This is a genomic window from Sphingopyxis sp. GW247-27LB (assembly GCF_002277025.1).
In the GTDB taxonomy this organism is placed as follows: Bacteria; Pseudomonadota; Alphaproteobacteria; order Sphingomonadales; family Sphingomonadaceae; genus Sphingopyxis.
On record NZ_NIWD01000008.1, the window covers coordinates 547,501 to 566,560 of the forward strand.

Below are 19,060 nucleotides of genomic sequence, written 5' to 3' on the forward strand. Positions count from 1 at the left end.
CCAGGAGATGCTCAGCGAAATTGAATTCTCCGTGAAGATGCGGAGTACCCGCGGTTAGACGGAAAGACCCCGTGCACCTTTACTGCAGCTTCAGAGTGGCATTAGGAAAGAACTGTGTAGCATAGGTGGGAGGCTTTGAAGCACTGGCGCCAGCCGGTGTGGAGCCATAGGTGAAATACCACCCTGTTGTTTTCTGATGTCTAACCTCGATCCATGAAACTGGATCAGGGACCCTCTGTGGCGGGTAGTTTGACTGGGGCGGTCGCCTCCTAAAGAGTAACGGAGGCGCGCGATGGTAGGCTCAGGACGGTTGGAAACCGTCTGTTAGAGTGCAATGGCATAAGCCTGCCTGACTGCGAGACTGACGAGTCGAGCAGAGACGAAAGTCGGTCATAGTGATCCGGTGGTCCCGAGTGGAAGGGCCATCGCTCAACGGATAAAAGGTACGCCGGGGATAACAGGCTGATGATTCCCAAGAGCTCATATCGACGGAATCGTTTGGCACCTCGATGTCGGCTCATCACATCCTGGGGCTGGAGCAGGTCCCAAGGGTTTGGCTGTTCGCCAATTAAAGTGGTACGTGAGCTGGGTTCAGAACGTCGTGAGACAGTTTGGTCCCTATCTGCCGTGGGCGTCGAAATTTGAGAGGAGTTGACCCTAGTACGAGAGGACCGGGTTGAACATACCTCTGGTGTACCTGTCGTGGCGCCAGCCGCGCAGCAGGGTAGCTATGTATGGACGGGATAACCGCTGAAAGCATCTAAGCGGGAAGCCTCCCTCAAGATAAGATTTCACAGAGCCGTGGAAGACCACCACGTTGATAGATCGGATGTAGAAGCGCGGTAACGCGTGGAGCTAACCGATACTAATTGCTCTATTCGCACTTTAGAGTCCCGCCATCAACGACAAGCCTGACCGGTTTGTCTGCGACAAGCGGATGATTGATCAGACAGTATGCACGGACATCGATTGAAACCCTTTTGACCTACGCCGGCTTCATTGCTTGGTGACCATGGCGTCAGTGACCCACCCGATCCCATCTCGAACTCGGCCGTGAAACCTGACAGCGCCGATGGTACTATGGCTCAAGCCCTGGAAGAGTAGGACGTCGCCAGGCATTGCAGCCGACGTAAGGTCAAAACGGAAAACCCATTCACAAAGTCGGGGCGGCGTTGGCCGCCCTTTGCTGTTTCTGCGCCGCCGCTCCGGTCGGCCGCAGCTGGTTGACGCGGGATGGAGCAGCCCGGTAGCTCGTCAGGCTCATAACCTGAAGGTCGCAGGTTCAAATCCTGCTCCCGCAACCAACAAAAACCCGCCTTCCCCTGGGGACGGCGGGTTTTTTGCGTCCGGCGGGCGCGGCGATGTATCCGCTATGGAACCAGTCCGGCTCTCGCGCATTCCTCAGCCTCGGCGAGTTTGATATTCGCGCGAAAGGGTGAAATCGGTGCCGCGACCAGCGAGGCGCGCGATCCGGGTGGGGGGTATATGGCCGAAGCCGCAGGCAAAGGGATGGACGATGCCGTTCGCGGCATTCGCGACCGGCTGATGATCGAACTCGAGCGGCTCGATGCGCTCGGCGAATTCGTCGCGGCGGTCGAACTCGACACCGCGATCCGTATCCTCAACCGGCGGCTCGGCGACGAGCCGGGCCCCGAGGCTTCACTTTTTCCCGGCTGACGAACGATAGGCGCGGCCCGGCGCATCGGTGTCCCACGCGAGGAACAGCAAGTCGTCGAGGACCGCGCGGCGCGTACCCCCGATCCGCAGCAGCGGGCGCAGCGGCAGGGCGGCCGCATCGGCGCCGCGATCGATGTCGAAACGGATATATTGCCAGCCACCGCCCGCGACCTGCCGGGTCCCCGCAGGCCGGAGCGGTGCGCTTTCGAGCGCTTTGGTACGGCTGGCGCCCTTCGGCTGCTCCTGAAGCAGCAGTTCGAGCGTCGCGGGCCCCTCGGTCCTGATCCACCCGCCGAGCGTCAGCCGCCGTTCGGCGACCGGACGGAAGAAGGTCTTGGGCGCGATCGTCATCGGTGCGTCGCCCGCCGCCAGGGCGGCCATCGCCGTCGAGCCGCGGTGGGCATCGCCCACGAAATCGAGGGTCCCACCGTCGATTCCCCAACTCCGGTCGCGTGCCTCGCCATAGCGAGCCGCCTCGAAATCGCCGCGCATCAACAGATCGCGCGAGGTCGGCGCGTCGACGGCACAGGCGGCAGCGGGGCGGTGGAGATCATAGCCGAAGGCGATCAGGCCTTCCTCCGCGGGCCCGGCGCAGAATTGCGGCACTGGAATCGCCGCCGACGGCTGGATGACGCCGTGGCCGCCGGCAAGGCCGATGCGCGTGCCGCGCTCGGCCGACAGTTCGACGATCCGGCGCAGCGCCGCCTGACGCATGCCGGCGACGGCGGGGACGGGGCGATAGTCGAGGAGCTGGATCGGGATCATCTCGGCACGGAACAGCCGGTCGCCGTCCATCCAGACTTTCAGCGCATAGGTCGCCTGGGTTTCGGGGAAATATTGGTCGAACAGGAAGTTGCCGAGCGAATAGGCGATCAGGCGTCCCTTGTAGAGTTCGAGCCCGTGCGAAACGTGCGGGTGGTGCGACACGACGAGCGCGGCGCCGTTGTCGATCGCGAGCTTCATGCGCCGCTCGCTGATCTCGGTCGGGCGGTGGCTATATTCGCTGCTGCCATGATATTGGACGATCGGCGACCGGCCGGCCTTGACCTCGCGCCGCACCGCCGCCTCGATCGCTTCGTCGCTGCCGAAAGCCGCGCCGCCCTTGCCGCCTTCGGCGACCTGGTTCGGCTCGACCTTGCCCTTCCAGCCGACGAAGCCGAGCATCGACCAGGCGCGGCCGCCGGCGTCGAGCCGGGCCGCCTTCGCCGCCTCGGCCTCGTTCCGCCCCGCGCCCGACCAGGGCAGCTTCGCGGCGTCGAGCGCCGCGAGGGTCGAAGCGAGGCCGGGCTCGACATAATCATAGACATGATTGTTGCCGAGGGTGACGAAATCGATCCCCGCGTCGGCGAGCACCTTCGCCGCGTCGCTGTGGGTATAGAAGACGACCGACTTGTCGGGCGCGTCGCCGAGATCGCGGGTCGCGAGCACGGTTTCGAGATTGACCGAGGCGAGGTCGGCGCCCGCGAAATAGGGCTTCATCGGCTCGAGCAGGCGCGCCATGTCGGCGGTGCGGCTTTCGGGGTGAATCAGCACCCGTTCGTTCCAGATCGGATCCTCGAAGCGGCGCCCCATCATCACGTCGCCGCCGAAGAAGAGCTCGACGCGGCCCGGCGCGCGCGCGACCGCCTCGACCGCGGGCAGCGTCCAGCGGCCGTCGGCGCCGGCAAGCTCGCTGGGCGAAAAGGTGAAGACGGCGTCGAAGATGCCGGGGCCGCGGATCGTCAGCTGGACATGGTCGGCGTCGGTCGCGATCCCCGTGATGCGGCCATCGGGGGCGATCCGCGCCGGCGCGCCGTTGATCCGCACCTCGAGCGCCGCGAGATCCGCGCTCCCGCCGACGATGCCGAGTTGACCAGTGATCTCGTGCGAGGCCGGAGCCACCGCCGCCACGGCGTGCGGCGCCGCAAGCGGCGCGCATTCGCCGACGCCGAAAGCCAGCACGAGCGCGAGCGCCGTCGATGCCATGAGCCGCATATGATGATGTCCTATTTCGCGAAGAGCTGATCGAGGTCGGCGAAGGCCTTGAATTCGAGCGCATTGCCCGACGGGTCGTGGAAGAACATCGTCGACTGCTCGCCCGGCTCGCCGGGAAAGCGCGTATGCGGCTCGATCACGAAGCCGACCGACGCCGCGCGCAGCCGGTCGGCGAGCGCCTGCCAGTCGGCGGGCGGCAGCACGACGCCGAAATGCGGCACCGGCACCTCATGGCCGTCGACCGGATTATGCCCCGCGACCGCGTCGCGCGCGCCGACGCGGTGCGCGACGATCTGGTGCCCATAAAGGTTGAAGTCGATCCAGTCGCGGTCGCTGCGCCCCTCGCGGCAGCCGAGGACGGTGCCGTAGAAATGGCGCGCGGCGTCGAGGTCGTGCACGGGAAAGGCGAAGTGGAACGGGGCAAGCGCGGGCATGGCGGGCTCCTATTCGGCGGGTTTCAGCGTCGCGGCGAGAAAGGCGAGGATGTCGGTCTCGGTCGCGGCCTTGGCTTCGGCATTGGCCTTGACCGACTGGCGGCTCCTGGTCGGCGTGTCGTAACTGTGCGTCGCGCCCTTGAAGGTCGTGAGCGTGATGTCGCCACCCTTTTCGCGGGCACGGGCGACGAGCTTTTCGCAGAGCGTCGGCGACACCTCCTCATCGGCGGTGCCGATGAAGACGCGCACCGGGTTGTAGGGGCGGTAGCCGTCCTTCGCGAAGCGCTTCTTGAGGCCGCAGCCCGGATAGAGCGCGACGCCGACGCGAAAGCCGATCCTGCGCATGTCGCCCGGCTTGTCGTCGGCCATCGCGGCGAGCGTCGCGCTGCCGCCGTTCGACCAGCCGAGCAGGGCGACGTGCGTTCCGTCGACGTCGGGGCGCTGCTGGAGATAGCGGAGCGCGCCATAGGCGTGCAGCGGGCGATAGGCGACCTCGTCGACCACGGCGGGTCGGTCCTTGTAGGTGCCCGCCTTGAAGCCCCCCGGATAGCCGACGGGTCCGAAATCGTCGACCATCAGCGCGATATAGCCGCGGCGCGCGAGCAGCCGGCCCCACGCCTTGTGCCGCGCCGAGAGCGTGGCGGCGTCATATTCGCCCTTGGCGAGGCTCGAATAGGCGCCCGAGCGGCCGTGCATCATCACCACAGCGGGCGCGGTCGCGGGCGCATCCTCGGCCTTGAAGACATAGCCCTTCACCTCGGTTTTGCCGTCGCGGCTCGGGAATTCGACCGCCTCGACCTGGACTTTCTGGGCCACCGCGGGCGCGGCGATCGCGGTGAGGGCGAGCGACAGCGACAGGACGCGCAGCATCAGCGTTTCTCCGGCAGGATGATCGTCTTCGCGACACCGTCGCGGCGCGCGTCAGCGGCGCCGTCGAAGCGGCCGCCCTGAATCAGGACACCGTGAAGCCCCGAATCCTCGCCCGATCCCGCGCGCACCGCGACGCCGCGCCGCGCCATTTCGGCGCGAAGCGTCGGCGCGAAGCGGCTTTCCTCGCCCGCGAAGCTGTCGCCGCGCGCGACGAGGTTGGGCAGCGCGAAGGCGTCCTTCAACGGCATGTGCCAGTCGATCGCGCCGATCAGCGCCTTCGACACATAGCCGAGGATCGCATTGCCGCCCGGCGAACCGATTGCGCCCGCGAGGCTGCGGTCGCGGTTCAGGATGATCGTCGGGGTCATCGACGAGCGCGGCCGCTTGCCTGGCGCGATGGCATTGGGGCCCTTCGGCACGAAGGAGAAGTCGGTCATCTGGTTGTTGAGGAAGAATCCGTCGACCATGCGGCCCGAGCCGAAATAGCTTTCGACCGTCGTCGTCATCGACACCGCATTGCCGTCGCCGTCGATGATCACGAAATGCGAGGTGCCGGGAACTTCGGCGGTCGCGTCGATGCGCGCGGTGATCGCGCCGGGCGGCGTTCCTGCTTCGGGCGCCGGGCCGGCCGTCTCGCCGATCAGCGCTGCGCGCGAGGCGACATAGGCGGGATCGAGCAGGCCTTTGACAGGCACGTTCGGAACATCGCCGACATAGGCGTCGCGATCGGCGTACATCAGCCGGCTCGCCTCGGCATATTCGACCCAGGCGATCGGGTCGTTGGGGCCGCGCGCGGCGATGTCGGTGCGCTCGACCATCGCCATCAACTGGAGCAGTCCGACCCCGCTCGACGGCGGCGGCGGGACGCAGAGGATATAGACGCGGTAATCGCCGCACAGCGCCTGCCGCACGACGGGTTTGTAGGCCGCGAGGTCGGCCTCGGTCATGCTGCCCGCGAGATCGCCCTCGTGCAGCCGCGCGACGATGCGCTTCGCGGTTTCGCCGCGATAGAGCGCGTCGGGCCCCTCGGTCGCGAGGCGATGGACGAAGGCGGCGTAGGCGGGGTTTTTCAGCGTATCGCCGGCGTGGACCTTGCCGCCATGACCGTCGCTGAAATAGCGCACGACGTCGGGCGCGTTCGACTGCGGATAGGGGCCTTGGACGAAATGCTCCATCCGCTTGGTGACGGTGAAGCCGTCTTGCGCGACGCGGATCGCGTCGCCGAACAGGGCGTTCCACGCCAGCTTGCCATGCTGTTTCTGCGCGAGCGCGAGCATCGCGACCGCGCCGGGAACGCCGGTCGCGCGGCCGCTCAATACGGCGGTGCGGAAAGGCAGCGGCTGACCGCCGTCATCGAGGAACATATCGGCAGTCGCCCCCGCGGGCGCCACCTCGCGCCCGTCGTAGACCGTGACCGCTTTCGTCGCCGCGTCATAATGCACCATGAACGCACCGCCGCCGAGCCCCGAGCTTTGCGGCTCGACGAGCCCGAGCATCGCCTGGACCGCGACGGCTGCGTCGACGGCGTTGCCGCCGCGACGCAGCACGTCGAGGCCAGCCTCGACCGCCAGTGGATGGGCAGCGGCGAGGAAAGCCTGGCGTTGAGCCGGTTCGACCGCGGCCGGCGCGGCCGATTGCGGCGGCGGCGCGTCGGGCGTGCAGGCGGCGAGCAACGTCGCCGCGGCGAGGATCAGCGGCCGCATCATGGTTCGACCGCCAGCGCGCCGGGGCGGCGCGGGTCGGCGGCGCCGAGGAACAGCCCCTTGTCGATCATGATCGATTGCTCGCTTCCCATCGTCTCGTCGCTGGTGATCGGATGCCCCATCGCCTTCAGCGCCGCGACCGTGTCGGGATTGAAATTGGGCTCGACGCGCAGCGTATCGACCGCGCCCTGATAGATGCGCGGCTGGTGCGTCGCCTCGGCGATGTTCATGCCATGATCGATGACGTTGACAATGACTTGAACCACGGACGTGATGATCGTGCTGCCGCCCGGCGTCCCGGTGACGAGCCACGGCTTGCCATCCTTCATCACGATCGTCGGCATCTGCGTTGACAACATGCGCTTGCCCGGGGCCATCGCGTTGAGCGGCGGCGGCGCGCCGGTTCGCTGCGCCTCCCATGCCTGTTCGTGGCTGAAATTGTTCATCTCGTTGTTGAGGAGGATGCCCGTCCCCTCGATCATCACGCCGGAGCCGAAATCGGAGCCGAGCGTGAAGGTCGTCGACACGACATTGCCGTCCTTGTCGGCGACCGAGAAATGGGTCGTCGACGGGCTTTCATATTTCAGCGGGTCGCCCGGCAGCATTTCGGCCATCGGCCTGGCCTTCGCGGGATCGATCAGCTTCGCGCGTTCGGCGGCATAGGCCTTGGAGACGAAGCCGCCCACCGGCGCGGTGACGAAGCCGGGGTCGCCGAGCGCGCGGTAGCGGTCGACATAGCCGAGCTTCATCGCCTCGGCCATGACATGCAGCGACCGCGCCGATCCCGCACCCATCGCCTTCAGGTCGAAATGCTCGAGCTGGTTCAATATGTTGAGCAGTGTCGCGCCGCCCGCGCTCGACGGCGGCGCGGTGTAGATGGTGTAGCCGCGATAGCTGCCGACGAGCGGCGCGCGCTCCTCGGGCCGATAGGCGGCAAGGTCCTCCATCGTGATCAGCCCGCCGTGCGCCTTCATGTCGGCGGCGATGCGGCGCGCGACCTCGCCCTTGTAGAAGCCGTCGGCGCCGTGCTTCGCGATCTCGCCCAGCGTCCAGGCGAGCGCGGGGCGCTTCATCACCTCGTCCTTCGCATAGAGCGAGCCGTCCGCCTTATAGAAGGCGGTCTTGCCCGCTTCGCTCTTCGACAGCCGCTCCTTGCCCCAGCTGAAGACGAAGGCTTCGTCCGCGCTCAGCTTGACCCCGTTCGCCGCCAGCGCAATCGCCGGCGCGACGAGCTTGTCCCAGGAGAGCTTGCCCCATTTCCTGTGCGCATAATCGAAGCCCGCGACAGTGCCGGGCACCGCGGGGGCCATATAGCCGTAGCTCGCGACGCGGCGTTCCTTGCCCTGATTGTCGACGAACATCGCGGGGGTCGCGGCGCGCGGCGCGACCGAACGGAAATCGATGACGCGGACTTCGCCCGACGCGGCGTCATAGACGTTCATATAGCCGTCGCCGCCGATATTGCCCGCGCGCGGCAAGGTCACCGACAGCGCGAAGCCGATCGCGATCGCAGCATCGACCGCATTGCCGCCGTCGCGCAAGATCTGCGCCCCGACCTCGCTCGCGATCGCATTCTGGCTGACCACCATGCCGCGCGTTCCGACGACCGGCGAATGGACCGACGGATATTCCAGCAGGTGGCGGCTCTGCGCCGCGAGCGGTGCGGGCAGCGCCAGCGCCAGCGCGAGCGCGGCGGTGATCGAGCGGCGGAAGAGCATGGCGGACCTCATTCGTCGTTGGGTGAGAGATATTCGGCGACGTCCATTTCCTTTTCCCACCGGGCGACGGCGGTCGCGATAGAGAGGTCGGATGTGACGTTGGGGATGGTGCGGATCATGTCGAGGATGCGGTCGAAGGGGAGGACGAAGCCGACGACGATCGCGGTCTGCGCGGGCGTGATGCCGATCGCGTGGAGCACCGCGGCGAGAACGAAGAGCGAGCCCGACGGGACCGGCGCGACCCCCATCGCGACGATGGTGGTCGTCCCGGCGATGACGAAATAGTCGGCGAGGCTCAGATCGACGCCGAACGCCTGCGCGGCGAACAGCGTCAGCATCGCGACATACATGGCGGCGCCGTCCATGCCGATGGTGGCGCCGAGCGGCAGCACGGTCGAGGCGACCGGCGGCGAGACGCCGAGGTTGCGCTCGGCGACGCGGATCGCGACGGGCAGGGTCGCGCTCGACGAAGAGGTCGAGAAGCCGACCATGATCGCATCGGCGATGCCGCGGAAGAAGGGCAGGGGCGGCAGCCAGGCGAGCAGCCGCACGACGATGCCGCCGTGGATGACGAGGGTGACGATCGCCGAGCCGACGACGACACACAGCGCGAGCTTGAGCACCGCGAGGAAGCTCGATACGCCCGTGGTGCCCATGACCACCGCGATCAGCGCGAAGACCCCGAAGGGCGCGGTCTCCATCACGAAGCCGACGATGCGCAGCATCACCTCCGACCCGCCCGTGAGCAGCCGGCGCACCGGTTCGGCTTCCTTGCCCGCGGCGATGACCCCGGCGCCGACGAGCACCGCGAAGAAGATGACCGACAGCGTCGACCCGTTCGCCATCGCGCCGATCGGGTTGTCGGGCACGATCTCCATGAACATGCGCGCGGTGTCCTGCGGCTCGGCGACGACGCGCGGCACCGCGCCGGCGAAGCTCGCCCCCGCTCCCGGCGCGATCAGCGTCGCGACGATCAGCCCCGTGGTCACCGCGAGCGCGGTGGTGAACACATACATGCCGAGCGTCTTCACCCCGATGCTGCCGAGGCGCCTGGGATCGGCGAGCGCGGCGACCCCTGACGCGATGGTGAGGAAGACGAGCGGGATGACGAGCATGCGGATCAGCCGCACGAACAGCTCGCCGATCCACGCGATCGACGTCGCATCCTCGCCCCACATCACCCCGACGATCGCGCCGAGCACCAGCGCCCCCAATATCCGCTTCCACAGCGCCACCGCGAACCAGCCGCCTAGCAGGCGGCGCAGAAGGCCGGGGCGGCCCGCGCCGCTCCCCTTGCCCTCGTCGGGCTGGTCAATCGTCGTGTCGGTCATTCAGGCGCGTCCCCATATCGTCCGCTCTCCGGCGGCTTCCATCTCATTCATTCGGGCCGGTTCGGCGCCCGCCGCTCCAACCCCCTATAGGGAGGAAACGACGGGCGCGCACCGCGACCCAGTGCGGCGTGGCGCGATCAGAAGCGCTTGCTGATCGACGCGTAGATCTGGCGGCCCCGGTTGCTGTAGAGGTCGCCGATATAGCCATAGGTCCCGTCGGCCAGCGGCGCGAGCTTGTTGAAGATGTTGCGCGCGCCGATGCGGAAACGCGTGTCCTTCAACAGGCCCTTTTCGGGTTCGTACTGAACATAGAAGCTGTGCGTCATATGGTCGCCGACCCGGAAGCGTGTGCCGTCGTCGAGTGCCGCCGAGGTGTCGGTGACCGCGCCGACATAGCTGCTGTACCAGCCGGCACCCCAACCGTTCAGACGCCAGGTCAGGCTCGCCGAACCGCGCCATTTCGGACGCCCATTCTCCTCGATCAGGCTTTCGGCGCCGACGATGTTGACGAAGGGATTGAGCACGCCTGCGTCCTGCGCCTCGATCAGAGCCTGCGCGAGCGGTCCGGGCGCCTGATAAAATTCGAGCAGACGTGCCGCGTTCACGCGCAAGCTGAAGTCGCCGATTCCGGTATCTTTGACCTGATAATAGAGGCCAAGGTCGAAGCCACGCACTTTGCGGGGGCTGAGGTTGGTGTAGTTGTCGACCACCTGAATAATCTCGCCGACCGGCTCGATGCCACTGCCCGCAAAATCGTCGATATCATCCTGAGTCGGAGCAGCGCGCTCGACGTTGGGGTTGGATGAGCCTTGCAACCGCAGGAGATAATCGAGAATTAGCGCGTTGCTGTCTCCGAACAGCCCTATCACGTTCTTTTGGCGGATTTCCCAATAGTCCGCAGTAAAAGTGAGGCGGCCGGCGTCACCCATATTGACCTGGAAGGTGCCGCCAACCGAGAGATTCTCCGATTCCTCCGGCCTCAGGTCCTGGCTGCCCGAACGATTGCTAACCACGCCCTGGCTGCGACCCGAAAGGTCAGTGCAGTCGGCGAAGGTAGTGATGCGCCCCAAGCGGAAATCGGCCTCGCAGCGGACCCAGTCGGTGCGGGTATTGGAGCGTTGGATGCCGCTCTCGAAGAGTTGCGGCAGATTCGGTGCTCGGAAACCCTGCGACCAGGAACCGCGAAGTTGAAGGTTGCGGACGGGATACCAAGAGAGCGCGACTTTGGGTTTGGCGACGGTGCTGAAGCCCTGATAGGATTCCATGCGTCCCGCGAGCTGGAGGTCGAGCGAGTGGACCAGCGGCACGTCCATTTCGGGCGACACCAAAGGCACCGCGAATTCGAGATAGGCCGAGATGGTATTGCGCGCGCCCGAACTGTCGGGCGTGGGGCTCGCGCCCATCACGTCGCTGCCGTTGCCCGATCCGTCGAGCGCGACGAAAGCGATAGTTCCGTCGAGCCGGTCGTCGCGGTCGTCGGCGAAGGTCTCGCGCCGGAACTCGACCCCCGTCGCCATGCCGACCCGGCCGGCGGGCAGAGTGAACAAGTCGTTTTTGCTGAGTTTCAGGTCCGCCATCATCAGCTCGGTGGTGCTGATGCGCGACACCCCGACAATGAAACTGTCGATCACGCTCTGCGGATTGGCGGAGCTGTCGTAGCGCGAAGGGTTGAGCGGATCGCCGCCGTTGAACGGGTTGTAGGCTGTGGCGTCGGTACGCGAGAGCGCTTCCTGGAATAGCGTCAGGCTGGGTTGGTACATCGTGTCGTTGGTGCGCGCCTTTGAATAGAGGAGTGCCGAATCGAAATCCAGGCCGAGCAGTTCGCCGCGCAGTCCGCCGACGAAGCGAATCGTGTCGTTGCGGACGTTGACACGCAGCGGCCCGGCATCGACGACGCGATAATCGTCCAACTCAAGCGCCACGCCGTCAGCCGGAACTCCGGAGAGGCCGGGGATGCGGTTGGGGCTACCCACGGGACCGAGGGGGTTCCAATAGCCGGTTGTGGGAATGATCAGTCGCTGGCTGGCGAGCGCGGTTTCCTGCTCGCGGAACGATTCATAGTCGGAGTGATACCAGCCCGCCTCTGCGAACAGTTCGATGCCGGTGCCGAAATCATGGTTGAGGAAGCCGAACAGGTTGATGCGATTATTGCGGCCCTGGAGCGTGCGGTCGGTGTTGATGTCGTAGCGCAGGTTGCGGTCGGCGCCGGTCGTCGCGAGCGTGCTGTTATCGAAGCAGGTTCCCGGCGCTCCGGGCGCGATACAGCCATCGTTGGTGTCCGGCTGAATATGGAACGAGCCGCCGGTGCCGGTCGCCAGGGTGACGCCGTCCACACGTGTCGTGGGAACTGCATTGCTTGAGGTCGGACGTGAATAATCGGGATGCAGGCGATAGAATTCGCCCCACATCGTAGTCGTCGACGTGTTGTCGAAATCGGCATTGTCCTCCCACGGCGTCCCCACGAACAGCGGCCGCATGTCCGACGACGCCGAATTGCGGCGCTCTCGCGCATAGAGCGGATCGCGGTGATTGAACGACCCGAAGAGCGAGATGTTGGTGCGGCCGTCGTTGAAGGTGTGGCCGGCCTCGAAGGAGACTTCATATTCCCGCTGGTCGCTATCGTCGGTCAGGCTGTATTCGCCGTTCACGCGCAGCCCGTCGAAATTATCCTTGAGCACCGTGTTGATCACGCCCGCGACCGCGTCGGAGCCATAGACAGCGGCGGCGCCGTCGAGCAACACCTCGACCCGGCGCACCCCCATCACCGGGATCGCGTTGGTATTGACGCTCTGCACCGGAACCAGATTTTCGGACTGGGTGCCGGGGTGGAGGACCATGCGGCGACCGTTCAACAGCACTAGCGTGTTGCCGGTGCCGAGCGCGCGCAGGTTGATCGAGGCGACGTCGCCGCGCGCGTCGTTGATCCCGCCCGCGTCGCGGCTTTCGTTGAAGGCGACGTCGCCCGCCTGCGGGATGGCGCGGAACAGGTCGTCGCCGCTCGTCGCCGCGATCGCGTCGATATCCTGTTCGTTGAACAGGGTGACAGGCAAATTGCCCGCGACGTCGGCGCCCTTGATCTGCGAGCCGATGACGACGATTTCGTCGCCGTTGCTGCTCTGATCGTCCTGCACGTCGCTCGCGATCGGCGGCGATTCCTGCTGCTCGCTATTGTCCTGCGCCATCGCGGCGCTGGCGCTGGCGATGAGCGAGATGCCGCCCATCAGGCTGAAAATACGAAGACCCCTGTTCATCATTCTGCCCCTTCCCTGGGTTAACCGAATATCCTGCTCAATCCTCTCCATCGACGATCGCGGCGACGCGCTCCGCCGATCCGGCCGCATAGGTCCATCCCAATGCGCCATGTCCCGTGTTGGCGATGACCCCCGGCGCGATCGGCCGGGTGATCGGCAGCGAATCGGGCGTCATCGGCCGCAGGCCCGCCCAGCTCGTCTCGATCGCCTGATAGTCCGCCGCCTCGGGCAGCGCGGCGCGCGCGCTGCCGATCAGCGCCGCGAGCCGGCGTTCGTCGATCCGCGTATCGCTGCGGCCGAGTTCGGCGAGGCCCGCGATCCGCATCCGATCGCCCAGCCGCGCAAAGACGACGCGGTTCGCGGCGTCGGTCACGCTGACCGCCGGCGCGGCGGCGCCGGGCGGCGCGGTGATCGAATAGCCCTTCATCGGCACGATCGGCAAGCGGATGCCGAGCCGCCGCGCGAGCGCGGCCGACTGGAGCCCCGCGCACAGGATGATGCGGTCGGCCTCGATCCGCCGGCCCATATGGGTGACGGCGGCGGGCCGGGCGCCGGTGGTGTCGATCCGCGCGACGCCGGTGCGAAGGACCATCTCGCCGCGCCCCGTCGCCGCGAGCGCGGCCGCGGCCCCGGCGCAGAATCGATAAGGGTCGCCGACCTCTTCGCTGTCGGTATAGACGGCGCCGGCGATCGCCGAGCGGATCGAGGCGAGCATCGGTTCGATCGCGATCGCCTTGTCGGCGTCGAACAGGCGCTGGCGCGCGCCGTGCGCGGCCTTGATCGCGGCGAGGCGCTCGGCGGCGGCGAAGCTCTTGGCCGAGCGATAGACGATCATCTTGCCCGGCGCCGCATGGCCGAAATCGAGCGCGTGGCGCTTCGCGAGGCCGTGCAGCGCGCGGTGCGATTCAAAGGCGAGCGCCATGCCGTCCAGCGTGTTGCGGCGAAAGCGCGCCGCGGTGGTGTTGCGCAGAAAGGCGAGTCCCCAGCGCAGGAAATCGGGATCGAGGCTGGGGTGGAGCCGAAAGGCGGGGTCGAGCGCGAGGAGCAGCCGCGGCATCTGCATCAGCGTCGCGGGGCTGGCGAGCGCATCGGTATAGGCATAGCTCAGCTGCGCGCCATTGGCGAAGGAGGTGCCGCGCCCCGGGCCCTCGGCCGCATCGACGACGGTCACGCGGTGCCCGCGTTCGGCGAGCGTCAGCGCGGTCGCCATCCCGACGACCCCGGCGCCGATAACGAGCAGCTCCTCGGGCCGCCGCGCCATCGGCGGTTCGTCCAGACGAAATTCGGCCCGCATGCGTCAACCCGATCCCCTTTCGGCCGGGCTATCCGAATGGTCTCGTCGCCCGCCTTGAGGGGTCAGAATATCGCGCGGTGGCTCGCGGCCAATGCGCAATATTTGTGACGCCCATAGCCGCGGGTTATGGTCTAGGCGTTGCGGCTGTTTTCGAGGGTTTCCTCGAGGGTGCGGAGGAATTGCCGCGCGACCTTCGACGGCGGGCGATCCTCGAGCGTGACATAGGAGATGGTGAAGCCGAGCGGCGGATCGGTCGGCAGCCAGCCGAACCCCGGCGACTGCCACGCGCGCGCGGTGAACTCGTCGATCACCGTCACCCCGCCTTCGAGCTGGGCGAGGCGGGCGGCGATGAAGAAGGTCTGCACCGACACCGATTCGCGATAGGCGATCCCGCGCCCGCGCGCCGCGCGCGTCAGCACGTCGCCGATCGGGCCGGTCGCGGCGACGCCGATGACGTCGCGGTCGGCAAGCTCGCTCAGCGGCAGGCGCGCGCCGACCTTGCCGAAAGCGCCCGTGGGAAAGAAGACGACGAGCTCGCCCTCGGCGAGCAGCGAGCGCGTCAGCCGCGGATGCGGGGGCGGCGTGTAGGCGACCGCGATATCGGTCTCGCGCTCGATCAGCGACTGGACGAGGTCGTCATGGTGATGGGTGTGGACCTCGAAGGTGACGCGCGGCCATTGGCGGCGGAATTGCGCCATCGCCTGCGGCACGATGTCGAGCGCGAGGCTGGGGACGATGCCGAGCCGGATATGCCCGCCGCCCGCCTGCGACAGGTTGCGCGCGGTGTGCTGGAGCGAGGTCAGCCGGTCGAAGATGTCGCCCGCCTCGCGCATCAGCGCATGCGCCTCGTCGGTGGGGACGAGGCGGCCGCGCGCGAGCTGGAACAGCGGAAAGCCCAGGCTGTCCTCGGCATGATGCAGCGTCTTCGACACCGACGGCTGCGACACGCCGAGCGCGCGCGCCGCGGCACTGATCGACCCGTGGGTGTAGACGGCGTGAAAGACTTCGATCTGGCGGAACCGCATGCCCCCGCTGTAGGCGCGCAGCAGGCGGGGGCCAACAGTCTTTGCGGTCATCGGCGCAGCGCGATCGCCTCGACCTCGATCAGCGCGCCGGGCGCGAGCAGCGCCGACACCACGGTCGAGCGCGCCGGCCAGGGTTCGCCGAACAGCCGGCGATAGGCGGCGTTGAACGCGGCGCCGTCAGCGGGGTCGGTCAGCCAGGCGGTGACTTTCACGACATCGGCGGGGGTGCAGCCTTCGCCTTCGAGCGCCGCGGCGAGATTGGCGAGCGCGCGCTCGGCCTGCGCCTCAATCCCGCCCGCGACGATCGCTCCGTCGTCGCCGCGCGCGAGCTGGCCCGAGGTGAAGACGAGCGCACCCGCGGAGCGGGCGGGCGACAGCGGCGGCGTGGTCATGGCGTTCCCCTTTGGATTTGCGATGGCGCGGCGACGCTATGCGCGCGCCGACCGCGGGAACATGGCAAATGGGGTGGTTGCCCATAGGCGGAGGTTATGGGCTGGGAGCGATATCAGCTCCGGCTCGAAGGACCCTCGCGATAGTCCCTGGGATTGATCCCGTGGCGGCCGAGCTTGTCGTAGAGCGTCTTGCGCGGCACGCCGAGAATCGTCATCGCCCGCGCGATGTCGCCGCCGCACGCGGTCATCGCGTCGCGGATCACCGCGCTCTCGAAGCGCGCGACGCGCTCGGCGAGCGTCATCTCGCCCTGGAGCGGCGCCCGCCCGGCGTCGGAGGGGAGGTCGAGGACGACGCTATAGGCGAAATTCTTGAGCTCGCGGACATTGCCCGGCCAGTCGTGCTCGACCAGATAGCGGCGGGTGCGGTCGTCGATGCGGAACCCCGGCAGCCCCATCTTTCCTGCCGCCTCGTCGAGGAAATAGGCGAAGGTCTGCGGAATGTCCGAACGCCGCTCGCGCAGCGGCGGGATGCGCAGCTTGACGACGTGGAGCCGGTAATAAAGATCCTCGCGGAAGGTCCCCGCGCGCACCGCGTCCATCAGGTCGATCTTGGTCGCGGCGACGACGCGCAGGTCGACCGGCTCGGGCGCCGCGGCGCCGATCGGCTGCACCTCGCGCTCCTCGATGACGCGGAGCAGTTTCGCCTGGACGGCGGGGTGCATCGTGTCGATCTCGTCCAGAAACAGCGTCCCGCGATGCGCGCTGCGGATGCGGCCGGCGTGGCCGAGCTTGCCGGTGGCGCGGTCGATAAGGTCGCTGCCGAACAGCTCGGCCTCGGCGAGTTCCTGGGGCAGCGCGGCGCAATTGACCGCGACCAGCGCGCCGCCGCTGCGGCGGCTCTGCCGGTGGATCATGTGCGCGACCAGTTCCTTGCCGGTTCCGGTCTCGCCCTCCACCAGCACGTCGATGTCGGCCTGCGCGAGCTGCGCGATCGTCTCGCGCAGCCGCGTCATGCCCGCGCTTTCGCCGATCAGCGGGCTGTCGATGTCGGCGACCGCGGCGACGAGGCGGCGGTTGTCGAGGATCAGCGCGCGATGCGCGAGCGCGCGGCGCGCGGCGCTCGCCAGATGGTCGGCGGCGAACGGCTTGGCGAGAAAGTCGAAGGCGCCGTCCTGCAGCGCGCGCACCGCCATCGGCACGTCGGCGTGGCCGGTGATCAGGATGACGGGGATGTCGGGATCGACGCCGTGGATCGCCGCGCGCAGTTCGAGCCCGTCCATGCCGGGCATGCGGATGTCGGTGACGACGATGCCCGGAAAATCGCGCGCGATGCGCGGCAGCACGCTCGCCGCGTCGGCGAAGGCCTCGACCGCGAGGCCGGCGAGGTCGAGCGACTGGAGATTGGCCTCGCGCAGCTGCGGATCGTCGTCGACGAAGAGGATCGTCTGCTGGCCGGTGAAGAAGCTCATGCGCGCCGTAGCTCCAGCCGGAAGCCGGCGCCGCCGAGCGGCGAGGCGATCAGCGACAGTCTGCCGCCGAAATCGGCCATGATCTGGCTCGCGATCGCGAGCCCCAGGCCCAGCCCGTCGGCGCGCCCGGTGACGAAGGGGGTGAAGAGCTGCGGCACCAGCTCGGCGGGCACGCCGGGGCCGTTGTCGCACACGTCGATGCGGACGGGGTCCGCGCCGTGGGCGCGGATCGAAAGGCGGGGATCCGGGGTCTCGTGCAGCGCCTCGGCGGCGTTCTGCAGCAGGTTGACGAGAATCTGCTCGAGCCGGACGCGGTCGGCGTGGACTCGCGCGCCGGGATCGCCCAGCGCGACGTCGAGCGCGATGCCCTGGCCGCGCAGGCGGTCGCCGATCAGCAGCATCGTCCCGTCGAGCGCGGCCTGCACCGCGACCGGGCCGAGCGGCATCGGCTTTTTCCGCGCGAAGTTGCGCAGCTCGCCGGTGATCGCGCCGACGCGCGCGGTGAGGTCGACGATGGTGCCCAGGTTGCCGCGCGCCTTGTCCGCGTCGCCGCGGTCGAGATAGCGCAGGCTGTTTTCGGCGAAGGTGCGGATCGCCGCGACGGGCTGGTTGATCTCGTGCGCGACGCCGGCGGTGATCTGGCCGATCGAGCCGAGCCGGCTCGCCTGCGCCAGCTCCTCGCGCGCGGCGCGGTAGCGGCGGTCGGTCTCGCTCTGGAGTTCGGAAGCCTGCTGGAGCTCGGCGTTGGCGGTGCGCAGATCCTGCGTCCGCGCCGCGACCTCGCGTTCGAGCGCCTGGTGCGCGGCGTGGCGCATCGCCTGGCGCTCGACGAGGCGGAGCAGGGTGACGATCGCCGCGCCAACGAGGATCAGCAGGATGAGGAAGATCACGCGCGCGGTGGCGTTGGCGGCGTCGCGGCGCGGCGCAAGCGGCTGGAGCTGGTGCAAGGTGGTGCCGGGGAGCGAGATGCGCTCCGACGCCTGGCGATAGAGCGCCGCGCCGCCATCCCCGGCGATGCGCAGGTCGCCGCCGCGAGGCTGGAGCCCCAGTGGCGCGAGCGCGCGCTCGCCATAGCGCCGCGAGGCGCGCAGCCGGTCGCGCGCCGCCGCCGACAGCCGATCGAGCGAGCGGAACTGCCACGCGGGTTCGCTCGCCATGATGATGATGCCGCTGCTGTCGGTGACGAGCGTGGCGCCGCTCGAATCGGCCCATTTGCGTTCGAGCCGGTCGAACTCGACCTTGACCACGATCACCCCCAGCGTCCTGCCTTCGGGCGCGACCTTGCGCGCGAGATAGAGGCCGGGGCGGCCGCTGACGGTGCCGAGCGCGAACAGCTCGGCCTCGCCCTGATCCATCGCGCCGCGATAATAGGGGCGGAAACGGTAATTCTGTCCGACGAAGCTGGTGGGCGCGCGCCAGTTGCTCGCCGCGATCGTCGTGCCGTTACGGTCGAGCACATAGATGACCGCCGCATCGGTGCGCGTCGCAAGCTGTTCGAGTTCGGTGTCGAGACGCCGCGAAGCGGCGGCGCTGTTGTCGGCGAGCGCGAGGCGGACGTCGGGAAATTCGGTGAGCACGCGCGGCAGCAGGCGGAATTTCTGCAGCTCGCTTTCGAGCAGGCTGGCATGCGCGCGGGCGCTCTGGCGCGCCTCGGCGTCGGTCTCCGACCGCGCATGGCCGAGCGCCCATTGGTTGAGCCCCACCGCCGCGATCAGGAGCACCAGCGCGCCGGCCAGCGTCGCCAGCACCAGCCGGCGCCGGTCGAGCCAGGGGCGGGCAGCAAGGGGCGAATCGTCGGCGGGCATTTGTGCGGAATATCGCACAAACATCGATTGTTCCATGCGGAAAATTGCACAAATCAAGCCGGCCTGAGCGGAGCGATCAAATATTATTGTTGTAAATCAATTATATAATACTGGCCT

General features: G+C 67.6%; 13 protein-coding genes, 1 tRNA gene and 2 rRNA genes (1 of these 16 cut by a window edge). 4 read left to right on the top strand and 12 right to left on the bottom strand.

The window, feature by feature from the left end:
- From CD928_RS10135 to CD928_RS10150, 4 genes are all read left to right on the top strand, one after another.
- Positions 1 to 888: ribosomal RNA gene (locus CD928_RS10135) — 23S ribosomal RNA — on the top strand; it begins 1,903 nt to the left of the window's first position.
- Positions 889 to 1,002: 114 nt separating this feature from the next.
- Positions 1,003 to 1,117 (top strand): 5S ribosomal RNA (gene rrf, locus CD928_RS10140).
- A gap of 110 nt (positions 1,118 to 1,227) precedes the next feature.
- Positions 1,228 to 1,304, top strand: a tRNA-Met gene (locus tag CD928_RS10145).
- Positions 1,305 to 1,485: 181 nt separating this feature from the next.
- Positions 1,486 to 1,677, top strand: a complete 192-nt coding sequence (locus CD928_RS10150) for a hypothetical protein (RefSeq protein WP_141237131.1) — start codon at positions 1,486 to 1,488, stop codon at positions 1,675 to 1,677.
- Here the strand turns inward: CD928_RS10150 and CD928_RS10155 are convergent.
- From CD928_RS10155 to CD928_RS10210, 12 genes are all read right to left on the bottom strand, one after another.
- Complete coding sequence (locus CD928_RS10155; RefSeq protein WP_095386950.1) at positions 1,660 to 3,651, bottom strand: CapA family protein; 1,992 nt, start codon at positions 3,649 to 3,651, stop codon at positions 1,660 to 1,662. The genes CD928_RS10150 and CD928_RS10155 overlap by 18 nt on opposite strands.
- Before the next feature lie 11 nt (positions 3,652 to 3,662).
- On the bottom strand, positions 3,663 to 4,085 hold the full coding sequence (locus CD928_RS10160; protein WP_095386951.1) for a VOC family protein: 423 nt from the start codon (positions 4,083 to 4,085) through the stop codon (positions 3,663 to 3,665).
- 9 nt (positions 4,086 to 4,094) lie between these two features.
- Entirely contained in the window at positions 4,095 to 4,955 is an 861-nt protein-coding gene (locus CD928_RS10165) for a dienelactone hydrolase family protein (RefSeq protein WP_095386952.1), read from the bottom strand.
- Positions 4,955 to 6,661 (bottom strand): gamma-glutamyltransferase, encoded by a 1,707-nt coding sequence (ggt, locus tag CD928_RS10170; RefSeq protein ID WP_217983751.1) that lies wholly within the window; start codon positions 6,659 to 6,661, stop codon positions 4,955 to 4,957. Before ggt (CD928_RS10170) ends, CD928_RS10165 begins: the two co-directional genes overlap by 1 nt.
- Complete coding sequence (gene ggt / locus CD928_RS10175) at positions 6,658 to 8,376, bottom strand: gamma-glutamyltransferase (protein ID WP_095387377.1); 1,719 nt, start codon at positions 8,374 to 8,376, stop codon at positions 6,658 to 6,660. The genes ggt (CD928_RS10170) and ggt (CD928_RS10175) overlap by 4 nt, the downstream gene beginning before the upstream one ends.
- A gap of 8 nt (positions 8,377 to 8,384) precedes the next feature.
- Entirely contained in the window at positions 8,385 to 9,707 is a 1,323-nt protein-coding gene (locus tag CD928_RS10180) for a dicarboxylate/amino acid:cation symporter (RefSeq protein ID WP_095386953.1), read from the bottom strand.
- A 137-nt stretch (positions 9,708 to 9,844) separates the two neighbouring features.
- Positions 9,845 to 12,958, bottom strand: a complete 3,114-nt coding sequence (locus CD928_RS10185; protein WP_217983752.1) for a TonB-dependent receptor — start codon at positions 12,956 to 12,958, stop codon at positions 9,845 to 9,847.
- A gap of 37 nt (positions 12,959 to 12,995) precedes the next feature.
- Entirely contained in the window at positions 12,996 to 14,252 is a 1,257-nt protein-coding gene (locus CD928_RS10190; RefSeq protein ID WP_255247106.1) for an FAD-dependent oxidoreductase, read from the bottom strand.
- Between the two features lie 131 nt (positions 14,253 to 14,383).
- The gene (locus CD928_RS10195) at positions 14,384 to 15,328 is read right to left on the bottom strand and encodes a LysR family transcriptional regulator (RefSeq protein WP_095386955.1); all 945 of its coding nucleotides are present in this window, start codon (positions 15,326 to 15,328) and stop codon (positions 14,384 to 14,386) included.
- The gene (locus CD928_RS10200) at positions 15,325 to 15,669 is read right to left on the bottom strand and encodes a RidA family protein (protein WP_095386956.1); all 345 of its coding nucleotides are present in this window, start codon (positions 15,667 to 15,669) and stop codon (positions 15,325 to 15,327) included. Before CD928_RS10200 ends, CD928_RS10195 begins: the two co-directional genes overlap by 4 nt.
- A 113-nt stretch (positions 15,670 to 15,782) precedes the next feature.
- Complete coding sequence (locus tag CD928_RS10205) at positions 15,783 to 17,138, bottom strand: sigma-54 dependent transcriptional regulator (RefSeq protein WP_095386957.1); 1,356 nt, start codon at positions 17,136 to 17,138, stop codon at positions 15,783 to 15,785.
- Positions 17,135 to 18,967, bottom strand: coding sequence for an ATP-binding protein (locus tag CD928_RS10210; protein ID WP_176473536.1), 1,833 nt, complete (start codon positions 18,965 to 18,967; stop codon positions 17,135 to 17,137). The genes CD928_RS10205 and CD928_RS10210 overlap by 4 nt, the downstream gene beginning before the upstream one ends.
- Positions 18,968 to 19,060 lie beyond the last annotated feature (93 nt).

Coding starts and splice junctions, on each gene's coding strand:
- CD928_RS10195 (WP_095386955.1), bottom strand. CDS start 15,328: ATGACCGCAAAGACTGTTGGCCCCCGCCTGCTGCGCGCCTACAGCGGG.
- CD928_RS10150 (WP_141237131.1), top strand. CDS start 1,486: ATGGCCGAAGCCGCAGGCAAAGGGATGGACGATGCCGTTCGCGGCATT.
- CD928_RS10180 (WP_095386953.1), bottom strand. CDS start 9,707: ATGACCGACACGACGATTGACCAGCCCGACGAGGGCAAGGGGAGCGGC.
- CD928_RS10190 (WP_255247106.1), bottom strand. CDS start 14,252: ATGCGGGCCGAATTTCGTCTGGACGAACCGCCGATGGCGCGGCGGCCC.
- CD928_RS10185 (WP_217983752.1), bottom strand. CDS start 12,958: ATGAACAGGGGTCTTCGTATTTTCAGCCTGATGGGCGGCATCTCGCTC.
- CD928_RS10205 (WP_095386957.1), bottom strand. CDS start 17,138: ATGAGCTTCTTCACCGGCCAGCAGACGATCCTCTTCGTCGACGACGAT.
- CD928_RS10160 (WP_095386951.1), bottom strand. CDS start 4,085: ATGCCCGCGCTTGCCCCGTTCCACTTCGCCTTTCCCGTGCACGACCTC.
- CD928_RS10155 (WP_095386950.1), bottom strand. CDS start 3,651: ATGCGGCTCATGGCATCGACGGCGCTCGCGCTCGTGCTGGCTTTCGGC.
- CD928_RS10200 (WP_095386956.1), bottom strand. CDS start 15,669: ATGACCACGCCGCCGCTGTCGCCCGCCCGCTCCGCGGGTGCGCTCGTC.
- CD928_RS10210 (WP_176473536.1), bottom strand. CDS start 18,967: ATGTTTGTGCGATATTCCGCACAAATGCCCGCCGACGATTCGCCCCTT.
- ggt (WP_095387377.1), bottom strand. CDS start 8,376: ATGCTCTTCCGCCGCTCGATCACCGCCGCGCTCGCGCTGGCGCTGGCG.
- CD928_RS10165 (WP_095386952.1), bottom strand. CDS start 4,955: ATGCTGCGCGTCCTGTCGCTGTCGCTCGCCCTCACCGCGATCGCCGCG.
- ggt (WP_217983751.1), bottom strand. CDS start 6,661: ATGATGCGGCCGCTGATCCTCGCCGCGGCGACGTTGCTCGCCGCCTGC.